The sequence below is a fragment of the Novosphingobium nitrogenifigens DSM 19370 genome (assembly GCF_000192575.1).
Lineage (GTDB): Bacteria > Pseudomonadota > Alphaproteobacteria > Sphingomonadales > Sphingomonadaceae > Novosphingobium > Novosphingobium nitrogenifigens.
This window is the reverse complement of record NZ_GL876926.1, coordinates 918,431-944,784: the sequence shown is the minus strand read 5'-3', so window position 1 is coordinate 944,784 and position 26,354 is coordinate 918,431. Positions and strand designations below refer to the sequence as shown.

The 26,354-nt window shown below is 63.7% G+C and carries 23 protein-coding genes; 13 read left to right on the top strand and 10 right to left on the bottom strand.

Annotated elements, in window-relative coordinates:
• Positions 1-13 precede the first annotated feature (13 nt).
• From Y88_RS04540 to Y88_RS04525, 4 genes are all read left to right on the top strand, one after another.
• Positions 14-505 carry a glutathione peroxidase gene (locus Y88_RS04540; RefSeq protein ID WP_008066692.1) on the top strand — a complete coding sequence of 164 codons (492 nt, stop codon included), beginning with the start codon at positions 14-16 and terminating at the stop codon, positions 503-505.
• Between the two features lie 71 nt (positions 506-576).
• Entirely contained in the window at positions 577-4,167 is a 3,591-nt protein-coding gene (gene dnaE / locus Y88_RS04535; protein WP_008066691.1) for a DNA polymerase III subunit alpha, read from the top strand.
• A gap of 20 nt (positions 4,168-4,187) precedes the next feature.
• Positions 4,188-5,828: a long-chain fatty acid--CoA ligase gene (locus tag Y88_RS04530; RefSeq protein ID WP_008066690.1), complete on the top strand. Its 1,641-nt coding sequence runs from the start codon at positions 4,188-4,190 to the stop codon at positions 5,826-5,828.
• A gap of 56 nt (positions 5,829-5,884) precedes the next feature.
• A complete protein-coding gene (locus Y88_RS04525; RefSeq protein ID WP_008066689.1) occupies positions 5,885-6,943 on the top strand; it encodes a tyrosine-protein phosphatase in 1,059 nt (352 codons plus the stop codon).
• A 16-nt stretch (positions 6,944-6,959) separates the two neighbouring features.
• Here Y88_RS04525 and Y88_RS04520 read toward each other — a convergent pair whose 3' ends face one another.
• The 7 genes from Y88_RS04520 to Y88_RS04495 form a co-directional block, all read right to left on the bottom strand.
• Positions 6,960-8,030, bottom strand: coding sequence for a PA0069 family radical SAM protein (locus tag Y88_RS04520; protein ID WP_026166808.1), 1,071 nt, complete (start codon positions 8,028-8,030; stop codon positions 6,960-6,962).
• A gap of 61 nt (positions 8,031-8,091) precedes the next feature.
• A complete protein-coding gene (locus Y88_RS19500) occupies positions 8,092-8,514 on the bottom strand; it encodes a hypothetical protein (RefSeq protein ID WP_232280911.1) in 423 nt (140 codons plus the stop codon).
• 30 nt (positions 8,515-8,544) lie between these two features.
• Positions 8,545-8,814 (bottom strand): radical SAM family protein, encoded by a 270-nt coding sequence (locus Y88_RS04515; RefSeq protein ID WP_008066686.1) that lies wholly within the window; start codon positions 8,812-8,814, stop codon positions 8,545-8,547.
• Positions 8,815-8,871: 57 nt separating this feature from the next.
• Entirely contained in the window at positions 8,872-9,198 is a 327-nt protein-coding gene (locus Y88_RS04510; protein WP_008066684.1) for a ribonuclease E inhibitor RraB, read from the bottom strand.
• A 73-nt stretch (positions 9,199-9,271) separates the two neighbouring features.
• Positions 9,272-9,757, bottom strand: a complete 486-nt coding sequence (locus Y88_RS04505) for a MogA/MoaB family molybdenum cofactor biosynthesis protein (RefSeq protein WP_008066682.1) — start codon at positions 9,755-9,757, stop codon at positions 9,272-9,274.
• Positions 9,747-11,477 carry a lytic transglycosylase domain-containing protein gene (locus tag Y88_RS04500; protein ID WP_018075367.1) on the bottom strand — a complete coding sequence of 577 codons (1,731 nt, stop codon included), beginning with the start codon at positions 11,475-11,477 and terminating at the stop codon, positions 9,747-9,749. Before Y88_RS04500 ends, Y88_RS04505 begins: the two co-directional genes overlap by 11 nt.
• Positions 11,478-11,524: 47 nt before the next feature.
• Positions 11,525-12,301 (bottom strand): uracil-DNA glycosylase family protein, encoded by a 777-nt coding sequence (locus Y88_RS04495; protein WP_008066680.1) that lies wholly within the window; start codon positions 12,299-12,301, stop codon positions 11,525-11,527.
• A 134-nt stretch (positions 12,302-12,435) separates the two neighbouring features.
• Between Y88_RS04495 and Y88_RS04490 the strand changes: the two genes are divergently transcribed.
• The 7 genes from Y88_RS04490 to Y88_RS04460 all read left to right on the top strand — a co-directional run bounded on the left by Y88_RS04490 (position 12,436) and on the right by Y88_RS04460 (position 20,777).
• Entirely contained in the window at positions 12,436-14,082 is a 1,647-nt protein-coding gene (locus tag Y88_RS04490; protein WP_018075368.1) for an electron transfer flavoprotein-ubiquinone oxidoreductase, read from the top strand.
• A gap of 98 nt (positions 14,083-14,180) precedes the next feature.
• A complete protein-coding gene (locus tag Y88_RS04485; protein WP_008066678.1) occupies positions 14,181-14,993 on the top strand; it encodes a 4-(cytidine 5'-diphospho)-2-C-methyl-D-erythritol kinase in 813 nt (270 codons plus the stop codon).
• Positions 14,994-14,995: 2 nt separating this feature from the next.
• Positions 14,996-15,733, top strand: coding sequence for an N-formylglutamate amidohydrolase (locus Y88_RS04480; RefSeq protein ID WP_008066677.1), 738 nt, complete (start codon positions 14,996-14,998; stop codon positions 15,731-15,733).
• A 156-nt stretch (positions 15,734-15,889) separates the two neighbouring features.
• The gene (gene ilvD / locus Y88_RS04475; protein WP_018075369.1) at positions 15,890-17,749 is read left to right on the top strand and encodes a dihydroxy-acid dehydratase; all 1,860 of its coding nucleotides are present in this window, start codon (positions 15,890-15,892) and stop codon (positions 17,747-17,749) included.
• 145 nt (positions 17,750-17,894) lie between these two features.
• Positions 17,895-18,167: a hypothetical protein gene (locus Y88_RS04470; protein WP_232280910.1), complete on the top strand. Its 273-nt coding sequence runs from the start codon at positions 17,895-17,897 to the stop codon at positions 18,165-18,167.
• On the top strand, positions 18,151-19,566 hold the full coding sequence (locus Y88_RS04465; RefSeq protein WP_018075371.1) for an NAD(P)H-hydrate epimerase: 1,416 nt from the start codon (positions 18,151-18,153) through the stop codon (positions 19,564-19,566). The genes Y88_RS04470 and Y88_RS04465 overlap by 17 nt, the downstream gene beginning before the upstream one ends.
• The gene (locus Y88_RS04460) at positions 19,563-20,777 is read left to right on the top strand and encodes a class I SAM-dependent RNA methyltransferase (RefSeq protein WP_008066666.1); all 1,215 of its coding nucleotides are present in this window, start codon (positions 19,563-19,565) and stop codon (positions 20,775-20,777) included. Before Y88_RS04465 ends, Y88_RS04460 begins: the two co-directional genes overlap by 4 nt.
• Here Y88_RS04460 and Y88_RS04455 read toward each other — a convergent pair.
• From Y88_RS04455 to Y88_RS04445, 3 genes are all read right to left on the bottom strand, one after another.
• Positions 20,774-21,421: a class I SAM-dependent methyltransferase gene (locus tag Y88_RS04455; RefSeq protein WP_008066665.1), complete on the bottom strand. Its 648-nt coding sequence runs from the start codon at positions 21,419-21,421 to the stop codon at positions 20,774-20,776. The two genes, Y88_RS04460 and Y88_RS04455, sit on opposite strands and share 4 nt — an antisense overlap.
• Complete coding sequence (locus Y88_RS04450) at positions 21,418-22,671, bottom strand: DUF3419 family protein (RefSeq protein WP_408637182.1); 1,254 nt, start codon at positions 22,669-22,671, stop codon at positions 21,418-21,420. The genes Y88_RS04455 and Y88_RS04450 overlap by 4 nt, the downstream gene beginning before the upstream one ends.
• Before the next feature lie 80 nt (positions 22,672-22,751).
• Positions 22,752-23,765 carry a threonine ammonia-lyase gene (locus tag Y88_RS04445; RefSeq protein ID WP_008066663.1) on the bottom strand — a complete coding sequence of 338 codons (1,014 nt, stop codon included), beginning with the start codon at positions 23,763-23,765 and terminating at the stop codon, positions 22,752-22,754.
• 77 nt (positions 23,766-23,842) lie between these two features.
• Here Y88_RS04445 and Y88_RS04440 point away from each other — a divergent pair, with 77 nt between their 5' ends.
• Positions 23,843-25,048: a saccharopine dehydrogenase family protein gene (locus Y88_RS04440; RefSeq protein WP_008066662.1), complete on the top strand. Its 1,206-nt coding sequence runs from the start codon at positions 23,843-23,845 to the stop codon at positions 25,046-25,048.
• Between the two features lie 18 nt (positions 25,049-25,066).
• Entirely contained in the window at positions 25,067-26,248 is a 1,182-nt protein-coding gene (locus Y88_RS04435) for a carboxynorspermidine decarboxylase (RefSeq protein WP_008066660.1), read from the top strand.
• The last annotated feature ends 106 nt before the right edge of the window (positions 26,249-26,354 follow it).

Sequence of the window (26,354 nt, the reverse complement as noted above, 5' to 3'; positions counted from 1 at the left end):
GGAGAAATAAGCCGTGGCCGATCCACGCACGATTGCCGATTTCACCGCGAAACTGCCTAATGGCGAGGATGTTTCGCTTGCCGACAAGCGCGGCAAGGTCCTGCTGGTCGTCAACACCGCGTCCCAGTGCGGCTTCACCCCGCAATACGAAGGGCTGGAGGCGCTCTGGCGGCGCTATGGCGCGCAAGGGTTCGAAGTGCTGGCCTTTCCCTGCAACCAGTTCGGCGGGCAGGAACCGGGCACGGCTGACGAGATCGCGACGTTCTGCAAAGTCAATTTCGGGCTCAGCTTCCCGCTGTTTGCCAAGATCGACGTGAACGGCCCGAATGCGACGCCGCTTTTCCAGTGGCTGAAAGCCCGGGCACCGGGCATTTTCGGCACCCGGTCGATCAAGTGGAATTTCACCAAGTTCCTGATCGACCGTTCGGGTCGCGTCGTGCGCCGCTACGGCTCGCGCGCCAAACCCGAAGCGATCGCTCGGGACATCGAGAAACTGCTCGGCTGATCCTGGAAGAGTTGAAGATAACCCGTCTGCCCCGGCTCCCAACTCGGGGGGCTTTGGCATAAGGTCTTGCCATGCCTCACGCGCCGTTCGTTTCGCTTCGTGTCTTTTCGTCCTACACCATGCTCGACGGCGCGGTGGATCCCAAGGTCATTGCCAAGACGGCGGCGGAACGCGGATTTCCCGCCATTGCGATCACCGATCGTAACGGACTTTACGGCTCGGTCGCCTTTGCCAAGGCGTGCAAGGACGTCGGTGTGCAGCCCGTCATCGGGACCATGCTGGCGGTTGCCCGACCTGAACGCGGTGGCGCGACGACGACCTTCGGGCCACAGGCGCCGACGATCGACTGGCTGGCGCTCTATGCGCAGGATTCGACCGGCTACGACAATATCTGCCATCTGGTCAGCCGCGCGCATCTCGATCGTCCGCTGGAATTCGCGCCTCACGTCCGGGTAGAGGATCTCGCCGGGCATACCGATGGTTTGCTTTGCCTTTCCGCCGGGGGCGAAGGTGCGATCACGCGTCTTCTGGCCGAAGGGCAGCAGGATGCTGCAGAGGCTTATGCTGACGAGATTGCGGGCTTGTTCCCAGACAGGTTCTATATCGAACTGGCCCGGCGCGGTGATCCGGTCGAGGAACGCGCGGAAGACGCGCTGATCGACCTTGCCTATGCGCGGGACTGGCCGCTCGTTGCGACCAACCCTGCCTGTTTTGCCGAACGCGCCTTTTACCCCGCGCATGATGCCATGTTGTGCATTGCGAGTTCGACCCATGTCGACAGCGCCGATCGCCCGCGCTCGTCGGTCGAATGGTGGATCAAGCCCGCGCCGGTCATGGAGGAATTGTTCAAGGACATTCCCGAGGCGCTCGCCAACACGTTGGTGGTGGCCCAGCGTTGCGCGGCGATGCCGCCCAAGCGCAAGCCGATCCTGCCCAGCCTTGCCGGGGACAAGGAAGGCGAGGCCCGCATGTGCGCGGCGGACAGCCGCACCGGCCTTGTCGCGCGGTTGATGCCTTATTACCCCGCCGATACCCACGAGGAATTGTCGGCTCTTCTGACCATGGGGCCCGAGGGTGAGCCGGTCGAAGCCGAGTTCCCTGCACTGAGTGCAGCCGGAATTTTTGGCGAAGTGTGCAATTATCGCCATCGTCTCGAATTCGAGATCGGCATCATCAACCGCATGGGCTTTGGCGGCTACTTCCTGATCGTTGCCGACTTCATCAAATGGGCAAAGGAACATTCGATTCCGGTAGGGCCGGGCCGTGGTTCGGGCGCGGGCTCGCTGGTCGCCTGGGCGCTGACCATCACCGACCTCGATCCGATCCGGCTCGGCCTGCTGTTCGAACGTTTTCTCAATCCCGAACGCGTGTCGATGCCCGACTTCGACATCGACTTCTGCGAAACCCGGCGCGGGGAAGTGATCCGCTATGTGCAGCGCAAATATGGCGAGGATCACGTCGCGCAGATCATCACCTTCGGTAAGCTGAAAGCGCGAGCGGTTCTGCGCGATACCGGGCGCATCCTGCAGATGAGCTATGGGCAGGTCGACCGTCTGTGCAAGATGGTGCCCAACCATCCGACCGATCCCTGGCCGCTTCCCCGTGCGCTGAACGGCGTTGCCGAGCTCAAGCGCGAATACGATCGCGACCCGGAAGTGCGCCGCCTGATCGATCTGGCGATGCAGCTCGAAGGTTTGCCGCGCAACAGCTCGACCCACGCGGCGGGCGTGGTTATCGGCGACCGTCCGCTGGCACAGCTCGTGCCGCTCTATCGCGATCCGCGTTCGGACATGCCGGTGACGCAGTTCGACATGAAGCATGTCGAGGACGCGGGGCTGGTCAAGTTCGACTTCCTCGGGCTCAAGACGCTGTCCGTCTTGCGCAAGGCCGTCGACCTGCTCGGCAAGCGGGGGATCCAGATCGATCTTTCGACCCTTGGGTGGGATGATGCGCAAGTCTATCGCCTGCTGCAATCGGGCGACACGGTCGGCGTGTTCCAGCTGGAATCGGAAGGCATGCGGCGCACGCTGGCCGCGGTGAAGCCGACCAATTTCGGCGACATCATCGCGCTCGTGTCGCTGTACCGTCCGGGGCCGATGGACAACATCCCCCTGTTCGGTCGACGCAAGAACGGCTTGGAAGAGATCGAATACCCTCACGACAAGCTGGCGGGCATCCTTTCGGAAACCTACGGGATTTTCGTCTATCAGGAACAGGTCATGCAGGCCGCGCAGATCCTGGCCGGATATTCGCTCGGCGACGCCGACTTGCTGCGCCGCGCGATGGGCAAGAAGATCCAGGCGGAAATGGACCAGCAGCGCGCCCGCTTCGTCGCGGGGTGCAAGGAAGTCTCGCAGATCGACGCGGGCAAGGCGAACGAACTGTTCGACTTGATCGACAAGTTTGCCGGTTATGGCTTCAACAAGAGCCACGCGGCGGCCTATGCCTTGCTCGCCTATCAGACGGCATGGCTCAAGACGCATTATCCGCATGAATTCTATGCCGCCGCGATGTGCTTCGACATGCATCAGTCGGAAAAGCTCAACATCTTTGTCGACGACATGCGGCGCAACGGCTTTGCCCTGGCTGGGCCGGACATCAACCGCTCGGTCGCCGAATTCACGGTCGAACGCACCGAGGAATCCTACGCCGTGCGCTATGCCCTCGCCGGGCTGCGCAATGTCGGCGAAAAGGCGATGGAAGCGATCGTCGCCGAGCGCGAGGCCAATGGTCCGTTCCAGACGCTCGACGAATTGTTCCGCCGTCTACCGGCCGGGGCGATGAACCGGCGCCAGCTAGAAGCGCTGGCCGCGGGCGGCGCGCTCGATTGCCTTGAGCCCAATCGAGCCAAGCTGATTGCCAATGCCGAACTGCTGATGGCGGTTGCCGATGAAGCGAGCCGCGCGCGGACATCGGGGCAGGGCGGCCTGTTCGGTGGTGACGACCATGTGGAACAGGCGACCCGTCTGGTCGAGACCAAGCCTTGGAGCCGCGCCGAGCAGATGGCGGCCGAACGCGAGAATTTCGGTTTCTATTTCGCGGCCCATCCGGTCGAGGAATATCGCGCGATTTCAAGTGCCAATGGTGCGCGCACTTATGCCAGCCTGATGATGGGGGGGGGCACGGCGACGGGCCGCACCGGAGCGGTCATGGCCGCGCTCGTCGAAGGGGTGCAGAAGCGCAAGACCAAGCGCGGCAAGGACTTCGTCATGGCCGACTTTTCGGACAAGAGCGGGCTTTTTTCCGCCTGCTGTTTCGAAGAGGCAATGGTCGAGCCGTTCGTGCAATGGGCGCGCGAAGGGACCTGCGTCCTCCTGAATGTCGAACTCGATCGCCCCAATGCCGATGAACCGCCGCGCGTCACCGTGCGCGGGGCTCGTCCGCTGGCCTCGGTCACCAGCGCCTCGCGCATGATGCTCCAATGCGAAGTCAGCGAAATCGACGCGGTGCAGGAATTGGCCATGCTCTTGCCGCGTGCGCCCGATGCGAAAGGCGAAGTGCGCGTTCACCTGCGCACCGGCGGGCCGCGCGAACCCTGGGCGTTTCTGGGAAGCGATTTCTGCCTGGACAGTGAATTAATCGAACGGTTGATTCCGATCGAAGGTCTTGCCAATGTTGCTCTGACGGCGCGTCCGGAAAGGCATCTCCGGCTCGTCGAATAAAAACACGACGACATGGAGAGATGGCGATGCTGGGCGGGATGCAGGACTGGAAGCTGCGGGTAACCGCTCTGATCGATCATGCCGGGCGCGAATACGGGCATCGCGAGATCGTCTCGCGCTGGGCCGACGGCAGCGAGAGCCGCACGACCTGGGGTGGGGTTCGCCACGATGCCTTGCGCATGGTGCAGGCTTTGCAACGGTTGGGCATAGCCCGCAACGATCGCGTGGCGACGCTCGCGATGAACCACCATCGTCATCTTGTTGCCTGGTACGGCGCGATCGGCGCAGGCGCGATCCTGCACACGATCAATCCGCGGCTGTTCGACGACCAGCTCGATTTCATCGTCAATCATGCCGAAGACCGCGTGCTGATTTTCGACAAGGTCTGGGCGGGCGTGGTCGAGCGGATGAAGCCGCGCTGGCCGACGATCGAGCACTATATCTGTTTCGATGGTGAGGACTGTTGCGGGGATGCGGGACAGGTGCCTTCGTTCGAAAGCTGGATCGCGGGCGAGGACGGCCAAGTCCAATGGGTCGATGGCGACGAGCGTGACCCATGCATGTTGTGTTATACCAGCGGCACGACCGGCAATCCCAAGGGCGTCCTCTATGAACACCGTTCGACCATGCTCCATGCGATGACGTGCATGACGGCGCCGGTCTTCGGGCTCGACAGCCGCACGGTGATGATGCCGATCGTGCCGATGTTCCATGCCGCAAGTTGGGGAACGCCATGGGCCGGGGCGGCGGCGGGGGCGAAATTCGTCTATTCGGCGGTCAACGATCCGGCGGTCCTGTGCGAGCTGTTCGAGCGGGAAAAGGTGACCGCCGCTGCCGGGGTTCCGACCGTCTGGCTGGGCATGCTTCAGCATCTGGAGGCGACGGGAAAGCCGATCCCGCCCAGCCTGATGCAAGTCGTCTGCGGCGGCTCGGCGATGCCGCGCGCCATGGTCGAGACGTTCATGAAAGCGGGACGTCGTGTTGCCCATGCCTGGGGCATGACCGAAACCTCTCCGATCGGAACCACGGGCGCCGAAACCGCCGACTGGGACGACTTGTCCTTTGACGAGCAGGTTCGGATCAAGGCGATGCAGGGGCGCCCGCCGTTCGGCGTCGAATTGCGCTGCGTCGATCTGGGCGATCCCGGCAAAGTGCTTCCCCGCGACGGGGTGACGGCCGGGGCCTTGCAAGTGCGCGGACCATGGGTGGTGAAACGCTATTTCAAGGCCGAGCGCGATGCAGTCGATGCCGAGGGCTGGTTCGATACGGGCGATGTTGCAGTGATCCATCCCGACGGCACGCTGCAACTGACCGACCGGACCAAGGACGTCATCAAGTCCGGCGGAGAGTGGATCAGTTCGGTGGAACTCGAAAACGCGGCGGTCGGTCATCCGGCCGTGGCCGAAGCAGCAGCCATCGGCGTGCATCACCCGCGCTGGGACGAGCGTCCCTTGCTGGTGGTGGTGCGCAAGCCGGGCGCGGTGTTGGAGGAGGCGGACTTGCGCGGATACCTTGCCGGGCAAGTGGCCCGCTGGTGGGTGCCGGACGAAGTGGTCTTCATCGATGCCTTGCCGCACACCGGCACCGGCAAGATCAGCAAGAAGGACTTGCGCGAACGCTTTCGCGATCATCGCTGGCGCGCCGAAGCGGGAGCGCACTGACGCGGAGGTGAAACAGTGACCGGCGATGGCGGGGCGAACTCGAAGAGGAGTCGTTCATGCGCGTCGGGATGCTGTTTCGTCTGGGTTTCGTTTCCGCGATCGCGTGGGCGACGGCAGGTGTCCCCGCGTTTGCCGCGCCACCCGACCATGTCGAACTCGCCCGTACGGATGCGGCAACGGTCGCTCTCCATTGGACGTCGTCCGATCCGGTCGACGTGCTGGTGGCCGAACGGGCCGATGCGGCGCCTTACGCCGCCGTGGTGGTTGCGCATCGCGTGGCGGACGGCAAGGCCAGCGTGGCACTTGCATCCTCGGTCCGCCGTTATGTTCTCTTGCGCAACGCCCGGACGGGCGAAATCACGCGTGTCGGCGAACGGATCCTGCCGTTGGAGGCTGGATCGAATTTTCGCGATATCGGCGGCTATCCCGCTGCCGGTGGGCGACATGTGCGCTGGGGCCTGATTTTCCGGTCGGGGGCGACCCCGATGCTGACGCCGGGCGACCTTGCGGAAGTCGGGCAATTGCATCTGACCAATATGGTCGACTTGCGCTCGGACGAAGAGCGCCAGCTTGCCCCGACGCGGATCGACGGCGTGCCCTATACTGCGGTCGGCTATTCGATGCGCGATGTCATGGTGCCGGGCGGGATGGAAGGAGTCTATCGCGGCCTGCCGACGCTGATGCAGCCGCAGTTGCGTCAGGTTTTCGCTCGCCTTTTGCGCAAGGAAGGGCCGCTCGCCTACAATTGCTCGGCAGGGCAGGATCGCACGGGTTTTGTCACCGCGGTCATCCTCTCGGCTCTGGGCACGTCTTATCCGGTGATCGTCGAGGACTATCACCTGTCGACGCAGGCCCGGCATCCTCAATTCGAAATGCCCAGGATCGATCCCGCCCAGTTCCCCGGAAATGCTGCGGCACAGCTTTTCGCCCATTACCAGCAAATGCCCAATGCCAACGTGCCGCAGCCTTTGATGGGCAAGGACGGCAAAGCCTTTCTTGACACTGCCTTTGACGAGATCAGGGTAAAGTGGGGGAGTGTCGAGGGGTATCTGCACGACGCTCTTCACCTGACCGATGCCGACATCGCCGCCTTACGTCAGGCCTATACGGAATAAGGCGCATCTCTCGTCGTCAGAACAATGCCAATTGTCCTTCTGGGCCGGGAGGGCGAAAGCGGCTGATATCCAGCAGCGGCTTTTCCTGCGCTATTCCGGCGCGACGGCGAGCAAGTCGCATGCGGGTGCGGATGAGGTCGGCCCAGACGCCGCGCGCTTTCATGCGTGAAAAGAAGGCCGGATCGTTGTCCTTCCCGTCGCGCATGGCCCGGATGATCCCCATCACTTTGTCCGCGCGGTCGGGGAAGTGGGCTTGCAGCCATTCGCGGAACAGTGGGGCGACTTCATGGGGCAGGCGGATGACGATCCAGCTTGCCGTGCGGGCGCCCATCGCACCGGCTTGCTCCACGATCTCCTCCAGGAACATGTCGGTGATCGCCGGAATGATCGGCGAGACATTGACCCCGACGAAGATCCCCGCCTGAGCCAGTCGTCCGATCGCTTCAAGCCTCTTTCCGGGTGTCGAGGCGCGCGGTTCGAGCCGTGATGACAAGCGGGCATCGAGCGATGTGACCGAGATGGCGACTGCGACCAGATTTTCGCGTGCGAGTTCGGCAAGGAGGTCGAGATCGTCGCAGACCCGCGCCGACTTCGTCGTGATCGTCACCGGATGGCGGGTTTCGAGACAGAGTTCCAGAATCTGCCGGGTCAGGCGATAGCGCCGCTCGATCGGCTGATAGGGGTCGGTATTGGTGCCCAGCGCAATGGGCTGGGGCCGATAGTTCCGGGCCGCGAGTTCCTTTCTCAGGAGGCGGGCGGCATCCGGTTTGGCAAACAGCCGGGTTTCGAAATCAAGTCCCGGCGACAGGTCATGCCAGGCATGCGTGGGCCGCGCATAACAATAGACGCAGCCGTGCTCACAGCCAGAATAAGAATTAACGGATTGGGTAAATCCGATGTCTGGCGAACTGTTCCGCGTGATGATTGTGCGCGGATGTTGAATGGTAACAGTTGTGCGGAGCCTAGGGATTTCGCCATCTACGGCTTCTTGATCGTCAAGCCAGTCGCCGTCTGCTTCCCGCTCTGACAACCCAAAACGGCTGCTGGTCTGATTGTGCGTTGCGCCTCGTCCACGTTCCCTAAGCATTGCGTCGTCAGAACATAAAGAGAACAAATGGTCAAGCCATACGATTGTCTACATCAGGCGGCTAGGGGTTGGAGGAGCGACGGAGAACGCGAGCAATAGGAATGGAAAATCCAAAGGCCGCTAGTGAGCAGCCGCCAATAACATAAGCTGCTCCAAGTAGGCTGTTAATGGCAGTGAAGCCCGACAGGATTCCTATCGCTCCAAATGCCATTCCGAATATCGCCATACTGATAGGCATAACCGCCAGGATTTTAAGCAAAGTAGGCCAGTAAGGACGTCTAGGAAGGGTTGGCCTGCCCTCGATTGATTTACGCCATTTCCGACGTGCACCAATCATTGGTGCTTTAAGATAATCCTCTCGTTCTTCAGAAGAGACAGGAATCCCATACGACCAAGCGTTTGGGTAGTAGATAAATCCATCCGCAGCTTGTTCGAAGCTGAGAGATAGGATCGCTCGCTGCTGCTCAGGTGATGAAAAGGCCATATCCCACTTATAAATAAGTCGTATTCCACATCAACGTCTGGTTCGGGCTACACAACTGTTACGGGGATGCTCACACCCGCCATAGGCATTGATCGAGCGGTCGAAAGGGATGTCGGGAGAGGCATTGCGCGTCAGGATGGTGTGCGCGGCGAGTTCGGTGACCGTCGTGCGCAGGCGGGGCGTTGGCCCGTCCAGATCCTCGACCTGATCGAGCCAGTCCCCGTCCGTCGTGCGCAAGGGCAGGGCAAAGCGACCGCTTGCCTGATTGGTGACCGCGCCTCTGCCCTTGGTGGTTCGCATAAATGGAACATAATGCGAACATTGTCACCCTGTCAAACATGCCGGGAGGGAAGGGGCTTATTCCTCTTCGTAAAGTCCCCAGCCGCTCGGTTCGCCGCTGTGCTGGCGAGCGAGCGTGGTGAACCGTTGTTCCAGTTCGGTGATGGTCTCGGCAGTCGGAACGATTTCGAGCGTGATGGCCACGTCCCAAGGTTCGCCTTCGTCTTCGGGCTCGAGAATGTCGGCTTCGAAGTCTTCGGCCTCGATCGCCTGAAGAAAGGCCTCGGCATTGGCCTCGTCGGAAAAGACGTGGGTGAATTCGACCGCCGCAGGGCGTGTGAGGTCGAAACCGTCGGCGGCGAGATCCTGAAGGATGGCGGTGTTTTCTTCGAGCAGGGTCGTCATGCGGCTGTGCCTCGCGGGGGGAACGATTTTCCGTTGCCTAACCCACCTTCAAGGCAGTTTTACGACTATGAGATCAGCCGCGCGCAAAGTGGGGCAGAACGTCGGCAAGGATCTGGTCCCAGACGATGGCGGCGGCTTCGGCATTGTCGGGCAACGTGAAAATCGCGGTTCCGCGCGCCAAGACGGCGGCGGAGCCGTCGAGCGCCATCGCCGATCCAAGAGCGGGATGGCACAGGCGCCGGACGAGTTCCCCGAAACCGGGAAGAGTGCGCGTGGCGACACGGTCCACCGCTTCGGGGGTTACGCCTTGCGGTCCGATCCCGGTTCCGCCTGCGACGATTACGGCGTCGATGGTGCGATCGTCGATCCAGTTGTTGAGGCGCGCGCCAACCCGGTGAAGATCGGGCTTTTCGCTGGCCTTGGTCACGAGCGCATGGCCGTGACCGCGAATCCGCTCGGCAAGAACCGGCGCTGCGCCGCCATCACCCATGGCGCCGTCGGCGACGGTCAGAAGGGCAACGGCAACCGACTTCGACGTGTGTTCGGGCTCAATTATCACGCGTGGCGAGCCTGACGCTGCTGGCGCCGGCAAGCCCGGGGAACTTGGGCCACATTCCCTGAACCAGACCCAGGCGGCTTTCCGACGGACCGCCCGCCTGTCGTTCGTACATCCAGTAATTGCGCATGACCGCCGCGACGTATCCGCGCGTTTCCCAATAAGGGATCGATTCCATCCACAGCAGCGGATCGCCCTTGTCGTGGATCAGCACGTTCCAGCGGTCGATCGGCAAGGGACCTGCGTTGTAGGCGGCGATGACCTTGGGCAGCAGCCCTTGCGTCGCAGGCTTGTCGCGCAGCTTTGTCAGATAGGACTGACCGAAGGCGAGATTGACGTCGGGCAGTTCGAGTTGCTTGTCGCGTCCCTGCATGGCCGGATCGACACGTGCTAGATCGCGGGCGGTGCCGGGCAGGACCTGCATCAGCCCGCGCGCACCGGCAGGACTCGTCACTTCGGTCCGGAAATTCGATTCCTGCAGGGTATGGGCGAAAAGCAGGGCCGGATCGACTTTCCAGCCATTGGCCGGAACCCATTTGGGAGCGGGGAAGCGGGCCGCTTCGTCCGCATGGGCACCTGCGGGGGCGTTGCTGGCCATCCACAGCTGCGTCGCGGGAAGGCCGAGATCGCGCGCAAGGCGTGACAACGGCGCGTAAAGCGAGGGATCGCCGATCCGCGCCTGATAGCGCAGGACCTGGTCGGCAAGGCCGTCCGAGCCGACTTCGGCAAGCTGCACCGCAAGGCGGACATTGGGAAGAGTGCGCAGCTTCTGCCAGTCTTCCGAGCTGAAGTCGGGCGGAGTGCGGGCCGCTTCCTCGCGCAGGCCCAACGCTTCGGCGGCAAGCATGCCGTAAAGCGTATTGCGCCGCGCCGCCGCCGCACGCAGCGCCGGCGTGACCTTTTGCGGGTCGCCCGCGCGTGTCCATGCACGCGAGGCCCAGTAATTCCCGGCCGAGGACAGTTCCGGATTCTCGGTCATTCCGGCGGCGCGGGCAAAATCGTCCGCCGCTGCGGAATAGTCGGCAAGGCGCCAGGCTGCGAGCCCGGACGTCCACATCGCCTCGGCGACCCACGGACCGCTGCCGCCGTCGAACGCCGACTTGGCGACCTGGCGCGCCGTCGCGTCGTCGTTGTTGATATAGAAGGCCCAGCCGACCTTCTGTCGCCATTCGGCGCGTGCATCGCTCGACAAAGTTGCGTCGATGCCGTCGAGAAGCGCGCGGGCCCCGACCGGATCGTCGGCCTTGATCCGTGCGTCGATGGCAGCGGCAACCGTGTCGGGCATCGTGCCGTCGGCAGTCTTGCGCGGCTTGGCGCGTCGCGCGAGCGTTGGTTGCAGGAACAGCTGTTGCGCGTTGGGCAGCGTTGCGGGAAGGCTCGTCGCTCCGCGCTTGAGCGCAAGTCGCGCAAGGGCTTCGGACCAGGGCAAGTCAGGCGACTTGGTAAGAAGATCGGTCAGCGGCTGCAGTTCGACCCGGGGCGAACCGGATGCCAGATAGAACTGGGCGCGGGCCACGTCGTGCAGCGGGCCGTCGGGGCGCTGGTCGAGCAACTGGCGCGTGCCGGTCCAGTCCTGCCGCGCGAGCGCTGCAAAGACCTGCCGGTAATAGTCGCGATCATCCTGCGAGAGCAGCGTCGGAACGGCGGTGCGGTCCGCACGGCTGCGGAAATATTCGGCAGCAGCCGAGTTCGCGTGCGCCGGGACGGCGACGGCAGCAGCCATCACCCCAGCGGTGGCGAGTGTCGAAACGCGGAAAAGCCGCTTGGAAATCACGTTGCGTTTGCCCCTGTCCAGTCCAGCCAGCGAGACCACAGCTTCGCCTTGAGCGCCGGCCGTGCCACCATCGTTTCCAGATCGTAAGCCGATAGTACCGGAATGCCTGCATCACCTTGGTAAATTGGACGTAAATGCCAGCAGGTATTCGGTGAATCGTTGCCCAGAAGCGTTGAAATGCCGCTTTGGCCGAACAGAATGAGGCGTTCGGGACGGATCAGCCCGACATGATGGGCAATGAGGTCGCCAAGACCCTGTTTGGCGAGATCCGCCCAATCGGGAGCCGCGACTCGCGCCGGAAGGGCCGAGGCGAGATAGATTTCAGCCCGCGACAATCCGGCTGCGGCCAGAAATCCGTCAAGAAGATTGCCTATCGGACCGGCAAGCAAAGTTTCCCGGTCCGATTCTTCGGGCATCGGCACGATCACCATCAAGGGTGGCGTCTCGGGGCCGACAGGGGCCATGCGCACGGCGCCGGCGGGCGCCAAGCTTGCTTCCGACAGCCACCAGGGCACGAATTCGGCCAGCGTCGCGGGCCATGCCGAGCGGCCGCCGCCGATCGTTTTCGTCACGGCTTCGGGGGCTTTTGCCGCCGATTTCGTCAATGGTTTGACGGGTTTTGGATTGCTTGCGGCAAGCCAGTCCTGCGGTTCGTCGGCAAAGTCGCAATCGACGCCCGCATCGTGCCACCATTGCAGCGCGGCGTTGATCGCCGCCGCCAGCGAAGGGCCCGACAATGCGGTTTCGACACGAGGTATCTTGTCGAGAGTCATGATTTACGGAAATGTTCCACCATGGATAGGGTATTGACCTTGGCTGTCTCAGCTTTCAAGGCAAACCCGTATATCAATTACGCAGTTAATCCTGTCTTCGGACCGGATGGGCGTGTTGCAGGACGGAGCGGGGAATGAGTGAACGGGAATCGATGCCCTATGACGTTGTCATCGTCGGCGGTGGCCCGGCGGGGCTGGGGGCTGCGATCCGGCTGAAGCAGGTCAATCCGGACATCTCCGTCTGCATTCTCGAAAAGGGTTCGGAAATCGGCGCGCACATCCTTTCGGGTGCGGTTGTCGATCCCAAGGCTCTTGACGAATTGCTGCCCGAATGGCGCTCGTCCGGGTGTCCGATGGCCGAAACGCCGGTGACCGACAACTGGCACTGGGTCCTCACCAAGACGGGCAAGTATGCGGTTCCGCACTGGCCGATGCCTCCGTTCATGTCGAACGACGGCAATTACACGGGCAGCCTCGGCAACCTGTGCCGCTGGCTCGCTGAACAGGCGACCGAGCTTGGCGTCGAAATCTTCCCCGGCTTCCCGGCTGCCGAAGTGCTTTTCGATGAAAAGGGCGCGGTCATGGGCGTTGCGACCGGCGACATGGGCGTTGCCCGCGACGGCACGCACAAGCCCGATTACCAGCCCGGCATGGAGCTTCATGCCAAGTACACGCTCTTCGCCGAAGGCGCGCGCGGGCACCTGACCAAGCAGCTCAAGGCGCATTACGACCTTGAACGCAATTGCCAGCCGCAAGTCTACGGTATCGGCATCAAGGAACTGTGGGACATCGATCCGGCCAAGCACGTGCCCGGTCGCGTCCTGCACACGCAAGGCTGGCCGCTGTCGGAATCGAACAGCTGGGGCGGCGGCTTCCTCTATCATCAGGCCAACAACCAGGTCGCGCTCGGCTTCGTCACCGCACTCGACTACGCCAACCCCTATGTTTCGCCTTACGAAGAGTTCCAGCGCTGGAAGCAGCACCCGGAAATCCGCGCGATTCTCGAAGGCGGGCGCCGTGTGGCCTATGGTGCGCGCGCGATCAACGAAGGCGGTTGGCAGTCGGTTCCCCATCTTGCGTTCCCCGGCGGTGCGCTGATCGGTTGCTCGGCGGGCTTCGTCAACGTGCCCCGGATCAAGGGCAGCCACACTGCGATGAAGTCGGGCATGCTCGCTGCCGAAGCGATTGCGGCGGCGATCTCGTCGGGTCGCGAACATGACGAACTGGGCGAATACGACACCGCCGTTCGCGAAAGCTGGATCGCGGTCGAGCTGAAGCTGGTGAAGAACGCGCAGCCGCTCGTCGCCAAGTTCGGCGGCGCGCTCGGCACCGTGCTGGCGGGCGCCGACATGTGGGCACGCGTCCTGCGGATCAATCCGGTCAAGGCGATGAAGCATCACATCGATGCCGAAGGAACGCAGCGCGCGGACCTTTACAAGCCGATCGAATATCCCAAGGCCGACGGTGTCATCAGCTTCGACCGCCTGACCAACGTGTCCTATTCCTACACCAATCACGAGGAGGACCAGCCGTGCCACCTCGTGCTCAAGGATCCGGACGTGCCGGTCAACGTCAACCTGCGGCTTTATGCGGGGCCGGAAGCCCGCTTCTGCCCGGCCGGGGTCTATGAATTCGTGGGAGTTGCCGAAGGGCAGCCGCGCCTGCAGATCAACGCGCAGAATTGCGTCCACTGCAAGACCTGCGACATCAAGGACAAGACGCAGAACATCAACTGGGTCACGCCCGAAGGCGGCGGCGGTCCGAACTACCCCAATATGTGATCATCCCCGAACGGGATTTTCCATCCGGCGATAGGTCGGATCATCAAAAGGGCGTCGGGGGCTTGCTCCGGCGCCCTTTCGCTTGCAGGGAGGGCGCGATGACTGCCGACCTCTATCACGAAACCGCCTACGCCAAGATCAACCTGGCGCTTCATGTCCGTCGTCGCCGTGCGGACGGATATCACGAGCTCGAAACCGTTTTCGCATTCGTCGATGCGGGTGACGAACTGGTCGCGACGCCTGCGGAGGCCGACCGGCTCGAAGTCGTCGGCGAATTCTCCTCGGCGCTTGAAGGCGATGGCGACAACATCGTCACCCGCGCCTTGTCGCTCCTGCCGCATGGGAAAGGCTGGCACGTCCGGCTCGACAAGCGGTTGCCGGTCGCGGCGGGCCTTGGCGGCGGTTCGGCCGATGCGGGCGCGATTTTCCGTCTTGTCGAACGGGTTAACGGCCTTCCGTCCGATTGGGAGGTGCATGCCGCAGGTCTTGGTGCCGACGTGCCGGCCTGCGTTGCCAGCCGGGCGCTGGTTGGGCGCGGCACCGGGACCGACCTTGCCGAAGTGGACAACGATCTTGCCGGGACGCCGGTGCTGCTGGTCAATCCGCGCGTTGCGCTGCCGACCGGTCCGGTCTTTCGTGGTTGGGATCAGGTCGATCGCGGCCCCATGCCCGAAGGCGACTTGCGTACGATCGCGCTGACCGGGCGCAATGATCTCGAGGCGCCCGCCGTGGCGCTGGTGCCGGTCATTGCGCAGGTTCTGGAAAAGCTCTCGCGCAGCGGCGCGTGGCTATCGCGGATGTCCGGGTCGGGAGCGACCTGTTTTGCCTTGTTTGACGATGTGATGGCGCGCGATGCTGCTGCCGCTTCGCTGCCGCCCGAATGGTGGCGCCTTGCCGGAAAGCTGATCTGACTATGGGCGAAAGCGGGGAAGCCTGGCGTCTCGTCGGGACGCCGCGCGCGGGCGGGATTCTGGTCGTTTCCGACCATGCTTCCAATCGCGTGCCTGCCGACATCGATCTCGGGATTGCCCCGGCGCTGCTCGATTGCCATGTCGCGGTCGACATCGGGGTTGCCGGGATTGGCGAGCGGCTTGCCGCGCGGCCCGGATTTGCGGCCTTTCTCGGCAATGTCAGTCGCCTTGTCTGCGATCTCAATCGCCACGAGAACGAGCCGAGCGTGATCCCGATCGCCAGCGATGGCCATGCCGTTCCGGGCAATGCGCTCGACCATGCGGGCCATGAGGCCCGCATCGCACGGTTCCACCGTCCCTATCACGCTGCGCTGGCGGATCTTCTCGACCGCGAGCCGCCAGGGCTGATCTTGTCGATTCACAGTTTTACGCCACATCTCGAAACGAGGCCCGATGAGAAACGCCCCTGGCATATCGGGGTGCTTTACAATGAAGACCGCCGGGGTCCGGGCGTCGCGCTCGATCTTTTGCGTCAGGAAAACGGTTTGTGCGTCGGGGATCAGGAGCCCTATTCGGGGCAATTGCTCAACGAAACGATGAACCGTCATGCCGAAGGTCGCGGGCGCCTCTATTTCGGGGTCGAAGTGCGTCAGGACCTGATCGCGGATGCGGCGGGGCAGGAGGAATGGGCCAATCGCCTGGAACGGGTTGCGCGTGGGGTTCTTGCGCATTTCGCCTGACGCACATGCGGCCTTTGCGCATGTGACCTGATGATCCGCCAGAAGATCCGCCAGAATATCCGGTTGCAAAATTACCTTTCGACCTTTCGGGCAGGCTGGTTTAGGGCGCACGGTCATATCTTGTCCGTTGCGACAGCAAGTCCGGAGTCGACCGCAATGCCCGCCTATCGTTCCCGCACCACCACCCATGGCCGCAACATGGCCGGCGCCCGTGGCCTGTGGCGTGCGACCGGCATGAAGGACAGCGATTTCGGCAAGCCGATCATCGCGGTGGTCAACTCTTTCACCCAGTTCGTGCCGGGCCATGTCCACCTCAAGGACCTGGGGCAGCTCGTCGCCGGTGAAATCGAGGCCGCGGGCGGCGTTGCCAAGGAATTCAACACGATCGCGGTCGATGACGGCATCGCGATGGGGCATGACGGCATGCTCTATTCGCTGCCCAGCCGCGATCTGATCGCCGACAGCGTCGAATACATGGTCAACGCCCATTGCGCCGACGCGATGGTGTGCATTTCCAACTGCGACAAGATCACGCCGGGCATGCTGATGGCGGCCCTGCGCATCAATATCCCGGTCGTCTTCGTTTCGGGCGGACCGATGGAAGCGGGCAAGGTCATCCTGCGCGGCAAGGAGCACGCGCTCGATCTCGTCGACGCCATGGTCGCTGCGGCTGACGAAGCCTATTCCGATGAGGAAGTGAAGACCATCGAGCGTTCGGCTTGCCCGACCTGCGGTTCATGCAGCGGCATGTTCACCGCCAACTCGATGAACTGCCTGACCGAAGCGCTGGGGCTGTCGCTGCCGGGCAACGGGTCGATGCTGGCAACGCATGCCGATCGCGAACGCCTGTTCCGCGAAGCCGGGCGCCTGATCGTCGATCTGGCGCGCCGGTGGTACGAACAGGACGACGCATCGGCGCTGCCGCGTTCGATCGCGGGGTTCAGCGCTTTCGAGAACGCGATGAGCCTCGACATCGCGATGGGCGGTTCGACCAATACCGTCCTGCATTTGCTTGCCGCCGCGCATGAAGCGGGTGTCGATTTTACCATGACCGACATCGACCGCCTTTCCCGCCGGGTTCCCTGCCTGTCGAAAGTCGCCCCGGCAAAGGCCGACGTCCACATGGAAGACGTCCACCGTGCCGGCGGGATCATGGCGATCCTGGGCGAACTCGAACGCGGTGGGCTCATTCACACCGACCTTCCGACCGTTCACAGCCGTACGCTCGGCGATGCGCTGGCGAAGTGGGACGTGGGCCGCAGCAACGCGGCTTCGGTGCAGGAATTCTTCCGCGCGGCGCCGGGCGGCGTGCCGACCCAAGTGGCGTTCAGCCAGAGCCGTCGCTGGGACGATCTCGATCTCGACCGTGAGAAGGGCGTGATCCGCTCGGTCGAGCATGCCTTTTCCAAGGATGGCGGGCTTGCCGTCCTGACCGGCAACGTCGCGCTCGACGGCTGCATCGTCAAGACTGCCGGGGTCGACGAAAAGATCCTGAAGTTTGCAGGCCCCGCCGTTGTTTTCGAAAGCCAGGATGCGGCAGTGACCGGTATCCTCACCGGACAGGTCAAGGCGGGCGACGTCGTCGTCATCCGTTATGAAGGCCCCAAGGGTGGGCCGGGCATGCAGGAAATGCTCTATCCCACCAGCTACCTCAAGTCGAAGGGGCTGGGGGCGGCTTGCGCGCTCATCACCGACGGTCGTTTCTCGGGCGGCACGTCGGGCCTGTCGATCGGTCACGTTTCGCCCGAAGCGGCCGAAGGCGGTGTGATCGGTCTGGTCGAAAACGGCGACCTCATCACCATCGACATTCCCGCCCGTTCGATCGTGCTCGGCGTGAGTGAAGAGGTTCTCGCCGCTCGCCGTGCCGAGATGGAAGCGCGTGGCGAGGCTGCCTGGGCGCCGGTCAAGGCGCGCACGCGCCGGGTCTCGGTCGCGCTGCAAGCCTATGCCGCGATGGCGACCAGCGCCGCCCGGGGTGCCGTGCGCGATCTGTCCCAGCTCAAGCGCGGACGTTGAGCAGGGCTTGACCGCGTCGTCAAAGCGCCGGATGGGTAAGGGCATGCGCGGCATGCCCTTTTCCTTTGGCCCATGGATGATGGTGGTGGCGTCATGCGCCGCCCTCCCGGCATGCGGTCGACCGACCGGCGATCCCGAACCTGCCATGCGGACAATCGACTGCGCTCTTGCCGGGGCCAGTGCATTCACGCCGGTGTGCCGGGTCGAACAGGCCGGGCTGGTTCTCGTGGTTCATCACCCGGACGGCGGATTTCGCCGCTTGCACAAGGTCGCCGACGGGCGCGGGGTCATCTCTGCCGACGGGGTGGAGGAAGCTCTTGTCGCATGGGCCAATGACGGGCGGCTGATGGTGACGGTCGGCCCGGATCGCTATCTCTTTCCCGCCAAGGTGAAACCCGACAATGCCCCGAAACCGTAATGCGGTGCTTTCGCAGGTTCTGACCGTTGCGCAGATGCGCGCGGCCGAACAGGATCTGATCGCGGCCGGAACTTCGGTCGAAGCCCTGATGGAAAAGGCGGGGCACGGCGCAGGCGCCTATGTCCACCGCATCAGCGCCGGACGGTCGGTTGCCGTGCTGTGCGGGCCGGGGAACAACGGCGGCGACGGCTATGTGATTGCCCGCCACCTTGCCGACCGGGGTGTCGCGGTGCAGGTCTTCGCGCCGCTTCCGCCCGGGACGGCGGCGGCTGCCGCTGCGCGCGCGGCCTTTGGTGGAACGATCCACGAGGGGATTCCGGGCGATCTGCCTCATGGCGAAGTCTTCGTCGATTGCCTGTTCGGCAGCGGGCTCACGCGGGCCTTGCCCGACGATCTCCATGCCTTGCTTGTTCGACTGGCCGCACGCCATCACCGTCGGGTCGCGGTGGATCTGCCCAGCGGGGTCGAAAGCGACAGCGGTCTGCCGCTCAATTCCGCTCTGCCGACTTACGATCTGACCATTTCGCTCGGCGCGTGGAAACATGCGCATTTTGCGATGCCCGCTGCCGCGATGATGGGGGCGCTGCGCCTGATCGATATCGGGTGTGGGGCGGTGCCCGGGGTTCCGCATGTTCTGGCGCGCCCATATCTGCGCGCGCCGGCGGCCGATGCGCACAAATATCGGCGGGGCCTCCTCGCGATTGTCGGGGGCGCGATGCCGGGCGCGGCGCTGCTGGCGGCGCGGGCTGCCGCTCATGCGGGCGCAGGCTATCTTCGCCTGATCGCCGGGGCCGAGCCGGATGGGATTCCCGCAGATCTTGTCGTCGTGCGTGCCGATCCGGGCGAGGCGCTTGAGGACGGACGCGTTGCCGCCGTGCTGATCGGGCCGGGACTGGGCCGCGATGAGGCGGCCAGGGTGCGCTTTGCCTCGGTTGTTCGCTGTGGGTTGCCCACGGTGGTCGATGCCGATGCATTGATGATCCTGCATCCGGCGCCGGGCGTCGGCCCGGGCATGATTTTTACCCCGCATGAGGGCGAACTCGCGGCGCTCGAGCGCGCCTATGGTCTGCCCGGCATTGGTCACAAGCGCGAGCGCGCGGTGGCACTGGCGGCGGCAAGCGGCGCGGTGATCGTTGCCAAGGGCGCCGACAGCCTGATTGCCGGGCCTGACGGACGGCTTTTGCTGGCCCCGCGTGCCTCGTCGTGGTTGTCGGTTGCAGGCAGTGGCGATGTCCTGGCCGGGATCATTGCCAGCCGCCTTGCCGTGACGCGCGACCCGTGGACCGCTGCTGCCGAGGGGCTGTGGCTCCACGGCGAGGCCGCCGCACGGGCGGGGGCAGCTTTTTCAGCGACCGGTCTTGCCGATTGCGTCGCACCTGCATTGGGGAGTTTGTTGTGAGTGAGGCGGGTCTGATCGTTCGGGTCGCGGCAAAGGGGGACGGCGCGACTGCGGATGGTCGTCATGTGCCGCTGTCGGCGCCCGGTGACGTGCTGGAAGCCGACGGGACGTTGACGCGTGGCCCCGATCATGTCGATCCGCCGTGCCGCCATTTCCCTGCCTGCGGCAGTTGCCAGTTGCAGCATTTGTCCGAGCGCGCGCTCGAAACCTATGTCGCCGACCGGGTGGCAGGGGCCGCGCGCGGGCAGGGGATCGATCCGGGCGAGATGCCTGCGGCTCATGTCTCGCCTCCGTCGAGCCGTCGCCGCGCCTCGCTTCATGCCCAGGCGATCGGTCGCCGGGTGGTGATCGGTTTTCGCGAGCAGGGGTCGCACAAGATCGTCGATCTCAAGGAATGCGCGGTGCTTGCGCCCGCTCTGTTCGCTCTGGTCGCGCCTTTGCGCCGTCTGTTCGAAGCACGCGCCGATCGCAAGCTGTCGGTCGATATTGAGCTTGCCCTTGCGGATCAGGGTGTTGTCGTCGGTCTGTCGGGCTATGTGGCGGAAGGATTGGAGCAGACCGAGGCTCTGCTCGATTTCGCCCGCGACAACGGGCTTGCCCGGCTGACGACCGACGCGGGATATGGGCCCGATACGGTGTGGGAGCCGGAACCGGTGACCGTCACTCTGGGCGGAACCCCGGTGGCGCTGCCGCCCGGCGCGTTTCTTCAGGCGACGTCCGATGGCGAGGCGGCGCTTGTCGGGGCTGCTCGGGAATGGCTGGACGGCGTGGGTGTCGTTGCCGACCTTTTCTCAGGCCTCGGCACTTTTGCGTTCGGTCTGGCCGGATCGGCCGGAGCCGCGCCCAAAGTGCTCGCGGTGGAAGCCGCGCGCGACACGCATCTTGCCTGCCAGAGCGCGGCGCGGATGAACGGACGCTCGGTCCATGCGCTTCACCGTGACTTGTTCCGCAATCCGTTGCGGACCGAGGAACTCGATCGCTTTGGCGGGGTCGTGCTCGATCCGCCGCGTGCGGGTGCGCGCGAGCAAGTCGGGCAGATCGCCGCGTCGAAAGTCGCGCGCGTCGTCTATGTCAGCTGCAATCCGGCAAGCTGGGCACGCGATGCGGCGCAGTTGATCGAAGGCGGTTATCGTCTTGCCGCCTTGCGCGCGGTGGGCCAGTTCCGCTGGTCCACCCACGTCGAACTCGCCAGCTTGTTCGTTCGAGACTAACGCCGCTTGAGGATCAGGCGGCGATAGTAGCGCAATGGGCCATGTTCCTGGCCTAGCCACAGGCCGTTCTCGGCAGCGATCCGGGCTGCGACCGTTTCCATGTTGTCGCGCGGGGCGACATGGAACAGGTCGAGCCAGCGACGAAGCAGCATTGCCAGAGGGCGCGGCATGGTGGTGAGATCGCCGAAATCGACGATGTGGAGTTGCCCGCCCGGCGCCAGTTGTCCGGCAGCATGGACGATGGTCCCACGCCAGTCGGGGATCATCGACAAGGCATAGGATAGGACGATGTGGTCGAAGCCGTCCTCGCCGAACAGCGCGGCGGTGTCGAACGATGTCGCATCACCCACGGCGAGCAGAGCGCGCGTGCCCAGCTTCGCCTGTGCATGGTCGAGCATCTCGCGCGAGATATCGAGCCCGAACAGACGCGCGCCGGACCAGCGCCGCCCGATCAGCGCGAGATTGCGCCCCGTCCCGCAGCCCAGTTCAAGCACGCGTTGGCCAGGGCGCACATGCATTCCCGCTATCAGCCGGTCGCGACCGAACAGGTAATATTTGCGCGTCGCGTCATAGATGTGTTTCTGCCGCCGATAGATCGCGTCCATCAGCGCCCCATGACCGGGAAGCGTGCCTGCCGTGTTCATGCGCCAAGCTCGTAGAGATGGACGCCGCCGTAGATCGACGAGCGGTCGCGCCGGGTATAATCGGCCGAGGCTTCTCCGTGATAGGTCCAGCGGGCGAGCAGGTCGTCGGCGACCCGGCCGGGGAGCAGGCTGGGCTCGGCCGCAGTGCGGAACAGGACGCGCGCGCCGGGGCGGGCGGTGCGGGTGATTTCCCGCCACAGGGCATTGAGTTGAGCGTCACTCATCCAGTCCTGCGCGTCGAGCAGGACATAGCGGTCGAGCGAGGCATCCGGCTGCGCGGCGAGATGTTCGGTCAGGTTGGCGTGGCGGACGGTGACGCGGTCGGCGCGGGCGCGCACCTTGTCCCAGTTCGCTTCCTGCAGATAGGGGGGGAGGGGCGCATCGGCGTCCCTGCTATACCCGCGCGAAAAGGCCTGCCACGCGAAATAGTTGTCCTCGACCGCGAAGTCGCAGGCGAGCTTTTCGAGGCGACGGCGCAGGACTTGCGCCATCGGCTGATCCCCAGCGAGCGCGTCGAACTGGGCGGGCGGAATGCCGAGGCCGAACAGTGCGGCAGGCTGTTCGGTCAGCCAGCGGACGAACTTGCGATCGAACACCGGCGCCATCTGCGCCTCGAAGATGGTGCGCTGGGCTTCGCGCGTGGGCGCGTCAAGAATGGCGTGGAGATCGACGCGATAGAGACGGGCGAGCAGGTGGGCCATGCCGATGAAGCCGCCGAGCAGTCCGCGCTTGTAGATGCCCTTGCGAAAGCCGCCGATGCGCCGACGCAGCGTGAGGTCGCGTCCTTCCCAATAGCTCCGCGTCGGTTCGTCGAGGAAGGGGGCGACATAGGCGTGATAGGCCGCGATGTTCGACGGACGGTCGGCTTCGGCAAAGAAACGGCGGAAATGCTTGTAATCGGGCAAATGCTGCGCCGAAGCGAGCTTCAGCTTGTTGAGCGCGATGTGGGCGGTGTTGAGATCGACGGCCGTGATCGCCGCCGGATCGGCGACGAGATAGGAGAGGACGTTGCATCCGCCGCTGGCAATCGCGACCACCCGGCTGTCGGGCCGGATCGCCAGCGCCTCCATGTCGATTTCCGGGTCTTCCCAGATCTGGGCATAGACCAGCCCGCGAAACGCGAGGGCAAAAGCGTGATCGAGCACTTTTCCGGCAACACCGGCGCCTTTGCGGACGACGGCATGCGTGATCGGCGGCTTTCCGGCATTGTCGGAAGTGTTGCTGCCCTGTGCCTGCCGTGCCGATTTCATGACCATGCGTAATGACCCTATGACAATTTCATATAGGTATACGACGGTGCTGTTGCGGATTTGTGGCAAGCGTGCGGGCGTCAGGCCTCGGCGGAAATCGTCCGTGCAAAGGCGATCGGATCGACATTGCCGCCCGAAAGGATGACCGCCGTGCGCCCGTCGGCAGGAACTTTCCCGGCCATCAGTGCCGCCAGAGCAGTCGCCCCGCCGGGTTCGACGACAAGGTGAAGCGCGGAAAAGGCAAGGCGTTGCGCGGCGTGGACCTCGGTGTCGGTTACGGTGACGCCGTGCATGGCGTGTGACTTCATGATGTTGAAATTCATGGGATATGTCTGCGTCGTCTGCAGGGCGTCGCATGATGTTGCCGTTGCATCTTTCGCGACGGCCTCGATTTTTCCGCTGTCCAGACTGCGTACGACATCGTCCCACCCTTCGGGTTCGACCGGCACGACTTCAGCGTCAGGGCAGGCGATGGCAAGGCCCGAGGCAAGCCCGCCGCCGCCGCATGGGCAGACGATGCGCGTGGGCGTGCCGCCCGCCCATGTTTCCATTTGGGCGGAAAGCTCGATGCCCATGCTGCCCTGGCCTTCGATCACCCATGGATCGCCGAAAGCATGGACGAGGATTGCGCCGCTTTGCGCGATCAGGTCGGCGGCGATGGCGTCGCGCGATTCGGTTGCACGGTCATAAGGAACGACCTCGCTTCCCATGGCACGGGTTGCCTCTGCCTTCACCGCCGGCGCGTCGGCGGGCATGACGATCCGGGCGGCAATGCCGAGCCGCTTTGCGGCCCAGGCGACGCCTTGCGCATGGTTCCCACTCGAAACCGCGACGATGCCGCGCGCACGTTCTTCCGCTGTCATGTCGGACAAGCGGTGCCATGCCCCGCGAATCTTGAACGATCCCACCGGTTGCAAGCATTCGGCCTTGGCCCAGACCGTTTGCCCCGAGGGAAGGACGATTGGCAGCAGCGGCGTTTGCGGCACCAGTGCCGCAAGCTTTTCCGCAGCGGCCAGAACGCCCGCGCGGGTGGGTTCCCGGTATGGTGCGGCGATGCTGTGCGGAACCTGCGAAAGGGGACTTGGGTTTGTCATCGTGATACCCTAAACGCCCGCCCCATTGTCTGTCGCGCCCCTTTGCGCGCAGCTCACTCTTTCAGGGGGAGATTCCCATGGCCAAGGTCCTTGTCATCGGCGCCGGCGGCGTCGGCTCGGTCGCCGTTCACAAGATGGCGATGAACCCCGGCATTTTCAGCGAGATTGCCCTCGCCAGCCGGACCAAGTCGAAGTGCGACGCCATTGCCGCATCGGTGAAGGCGCGTACCGGACGCGATGTCGCGACGTATCAGATCGATGCCGACGATGTTGCCGCCACGACTGCGCTGATTGCGGAAGTAAAGCCGGTTCTCGTCGTCAATCTGGCGCTGCCGTATCAGGACCTGTCGATCATGGACGCCTGCCTTGCCGCGGGCGTCAACTATATGGACACGGCCAACTATGAACCGCGCGAAGAAGCGAAGTTCGAATACAAGTGGCAGTGGGCCTATCAGGAACGTTTCAAGGAAGCGGGCCTGACCGCGCTTTTGGGGTCGGGTTTCGATCCGGGCGTGACCAGCGTCTTTGCGATGTGGCTCAAGAAGCACAAGCTCGACACCATCCGCACGCTCGACATTCTCGACTGCAACGGCGGCGACCATGGGCAGGCCTTTGCGACCAACTTCAACCCGGAAATCAACATTCGCGAAGTGACCGCTCCGGCGCGTCACTGGGAAAACGGCGAATGGATCGAAACCCCGGCGATGAGCGTCAAGCACAGCTTCGACTTCGAACAAGTCGGGCCGAAGAACATGTACCTCATGTATCACGAGGAACTGGAAAGCCTCGCTCGCTTCCTGCCGGAAATGGAGCGCGCCCGGTTCTGGATGACCTTTGGCGATGCCTACATCACGCACCTTACCGTCTTGCAGAATGTCGGCATGACCCGGATCGATCCGGTGATCTATGAAGGCAAGGAAATCATCCCGCTGCAGTTCCTGAAGGCAGTGCTGCCCGAACCCGCTTCGCTCGGGGCCACGACGAAGGGTAAGACCAACATCGGCGACATCGCCACCGGCACCAAGGATGGCGTCGAAAAGACGTTCTACATCTACAATATCTGCGACCACGAGGAAGCCTATGCCGAAACCGGCAACCAGGCGGTCAGCTACACCACCGGCGTTCCGGCGATGATCGGCGCGGCCATGCTGGTGCAGGGCATCTGGTCGGGTGCGGGCGTGTTCAACATGGAACAGTTCGATCCCGATCCCTTCATGGACATGCTCAATGCCCATGGCCTGCCCTGGCAGGTCAAGGAACTCGACGGTCCGGTGCAGTTCTGAGCAAAGGATAGAAAGACGATGGAAACGAGGGCTGGCGATCCGGGGGCATTTGCCCATTTCGACCTGTCGCGGGTCGACAGCCCCGCTTTTGTCGTCGACGCGGCGGCCTTGCGGCGCAATCTCGGCGTGCTTGCGGACATCCGCGACCGCGCCGGGATCAAGCTGCTGTCCGCGCTCAAGGCGTTCAGCATGTGGAAGGTCGCGCCGCTGGTCGGGGACTATCTCGACGGCGTGTGCACTTCGGGACTGTGGGAAGCAAAGCTCGCCGACGAGCATTACAGCGGCGAGATCGCGACCTATTGCGCCGGGTACAAGGCGCAGGACCTGCCCGAGATCTGTGAGCTTTCCGACCATGTGATTTTCAATTCGCCGGGCCAGATCGCGCGGTTTGCCGACGTTCTGGCAACTGCTCGGGCCCGGGGATGCAGCTTTGACGTCGGGTTGCGGATCAATCCGCTCCATGCCGAAGGCGAAGTGCCGCGCTATGACCCTTGCGCGCCGCATTCCCGCCTCGGTTTCCCGATCAGCCAGTTGACGCAGGCTCATCTCGAAGGGGTGAAGGGCATTCACTTCCACACCCTGTGCGAGCAGGATTTCGAGCCGCTCGCTCGGACCTGGGATGCCGTGAAGGAACGTCTGAAGCCTTATTTCGGGCAGCTCGAATGGCTGAATTTCGGCGGCGGGCATCACATCACCCGCGCCGATTACCAGCGTGACGAGCTTGTCGAATTCCTGAAGTCGGTGAAGGCGGAAACGGGTTGCGAGATCTATCTCGAACCCGGTGAAGCGGTTGCGCTGGACGCAGGCATTCTCGTCGGCACCGTTCTCGACCGGCATGAAAACGGGATGCCGATCGCAATCACCGACATTTCGGCGACCTGCCACATGCCCGACGTGCTGGAGGCGCCCTATCGCCCGGCGATGCTCGGCGAATGGGGCGAGGGCAGCGGCGAGACGGCCGTGCGTCTGGGCGGGCCGTCGTGCCTCGCCGGGGATGTCATCGGCGATTATCGCTTGCCGGTGCCGTGCGAGCCGGGCGTGCGTTTCGCGTTTCTCGATCAGGCGCACTATTCGATGGTCAAGACGACCACGTTCAACGGCGTGCCGCTTCCCTCGATCTGGCTGTGGGACAGTGAGAGCGACGTGCTCGAATGCGTGCGCTCGTTCTCTTACGAGGATTTCCGCGACCGTCTTTCATGATCGCGCTTTGATGATCCCGGTGCACGATGAGTTTATCTCATCGTGTATCTCATCGTGCGGGCAGGGACTTGATTGCCGCAGCCTTTGCGGCAGTCTCGGCCCGAAC

Bases quoted from the DNA above. Each gene is read 5' to 3' on its own strand.
- dnaE (WP_008066691.1), top strand. From the start codon at position 577: ATGCCTCACGCGCCGTTCGTTTCGCTTCGTGTCTTTTCGTCCTACACC.
- Y88_RS04530 (WP_008066690.1), top strand. From the start codon at position 4,188: ATGGCGATGCTGGGCGGGATGCAGGACTGGAAGCTGCGGGTAACCGCT.
- Y88_RS04525 (WP_008066689.1), top strand. From the start codon at position 5,885: ATGCGCGTCGGGATGCTGTTTCGTCTGGGTTTCGTTTCCGCGATCGCG.
- Y88_RS04520 (WP_026166808.1), bottom strand. From the start codon at position 8,030: ATGCTTAGGGAACGTGGACGAGGCGCAACGCACAATCAGACCAGCAGC.
- Y88_RS19500 (WP_232280911.1), bottom strand. From the start codon at position 8,514: ATGGCCTTTTCATCACCTGAGCAGCAGCGAGCGATCCTATCTCTCAGC.
- Y88_RS04515 (WP_008066686.1), bottom strand. From the start codon at position 8,814: ATGCGAACCACCAAGGGCAGAGGCGCGGTCACCAATCAGGCAAGCGGT.
- Y88_RS04510 (WP_008066684.1), bottom strand. From the start codon at position 9,198: ATGACGACCCTGCTCGAAGAAAACACCGCCATCCTTCAGGATCTCGCC.
- Y88_RS04500 (WP_018075367.1), bottom strand. From the start codon at position 11,477: ATGGCTGCTGCCGTCGCCGTCCCGGCGCACGCGAACTCGGCTGCTGCC.
- Y88_RS04495 (WP_008066680.1), bottom strand. From the start codon at position 12,301: ATGACTCTCGACAAGATACCTCGTGTCGAAACCGCATTGTCGGGCCCT.
- Y88_RS04490 (WP_018075368.1), top strand. From the start codon at position 12,436: ATGAGTGAACGGGAATCGATGCCCTATGACGTTGTCATCGTCGGCGGT.
- Y88_RS04485 (WP_008066678.1), top strand. From the start codon at position 14,181: ATGACTGCCGACCTCTATCACGAAACCGCCTACGCCAAGATCAACCTG.
- Y88_RS04480 (WP_008066677.1), top strand. From the start codon at position 14,996: ATGGGCGAAAGCGGGGAAGCCTGGCGTCTCGTCGGGACGCCGCGCGCG.
- ilvD (WP_018075369.1), top strand. From the start codon at position 15,890: ATGCCCGCCTATCGTTCCCGCACCACCACCCATGGCCGCAACATGGCC.
- Y88_RS04470 (WP_232280910.1), top strand. From the start codon at position 17,895: ATGCGGACAATCGACTGCGCTCTTGCCGGGGCCAGTGCATTCACGCCG.
- Y88_RS04465 (WP_018075371.1), top strand. From the start codon at position 18,151: ATGCCCCGAAACCGTAATGCGGTGCTTTCGCAGGTTCTGACCGTTGCG.
- Y88_RS04455 (WP_008066665.1), bottom strand. From the start codon at position 21,421: ATGAACACGGCAGGCACGCTTCCCGGTCATGGGGCGCTGATGGACGCG.
- Y88_RS04450 (WP_408637182.1), bottom strand. From the start codon at position 22,671: ATGAAATCGGCACGGCAGGCACAGGGCAGCAACACTTCCGACAATGCC.
- Y88_RS04445 (WP_008066663.1), bottom strand. From the start codon at position 23,765: ATGACAAACCCAAGTCCCCTTTCGCAGGTTCCGCACAGCATCGCCGCA.
- Y88_RS04440 (WP_008066662.1), top strand. From the start codon at position 23,843: ATGGCCAAGGTCCTTGTCATCGGCGCCGGCGGCGTCGGCTCGGTCGCC.
- Y88_RS04435 (WP_008066660.1), top strand. From the start codon at position 25,067: ATGGAAACGAGGGCTGGCGATCCGGGGGCATTTGCCCATTTCGACCTG.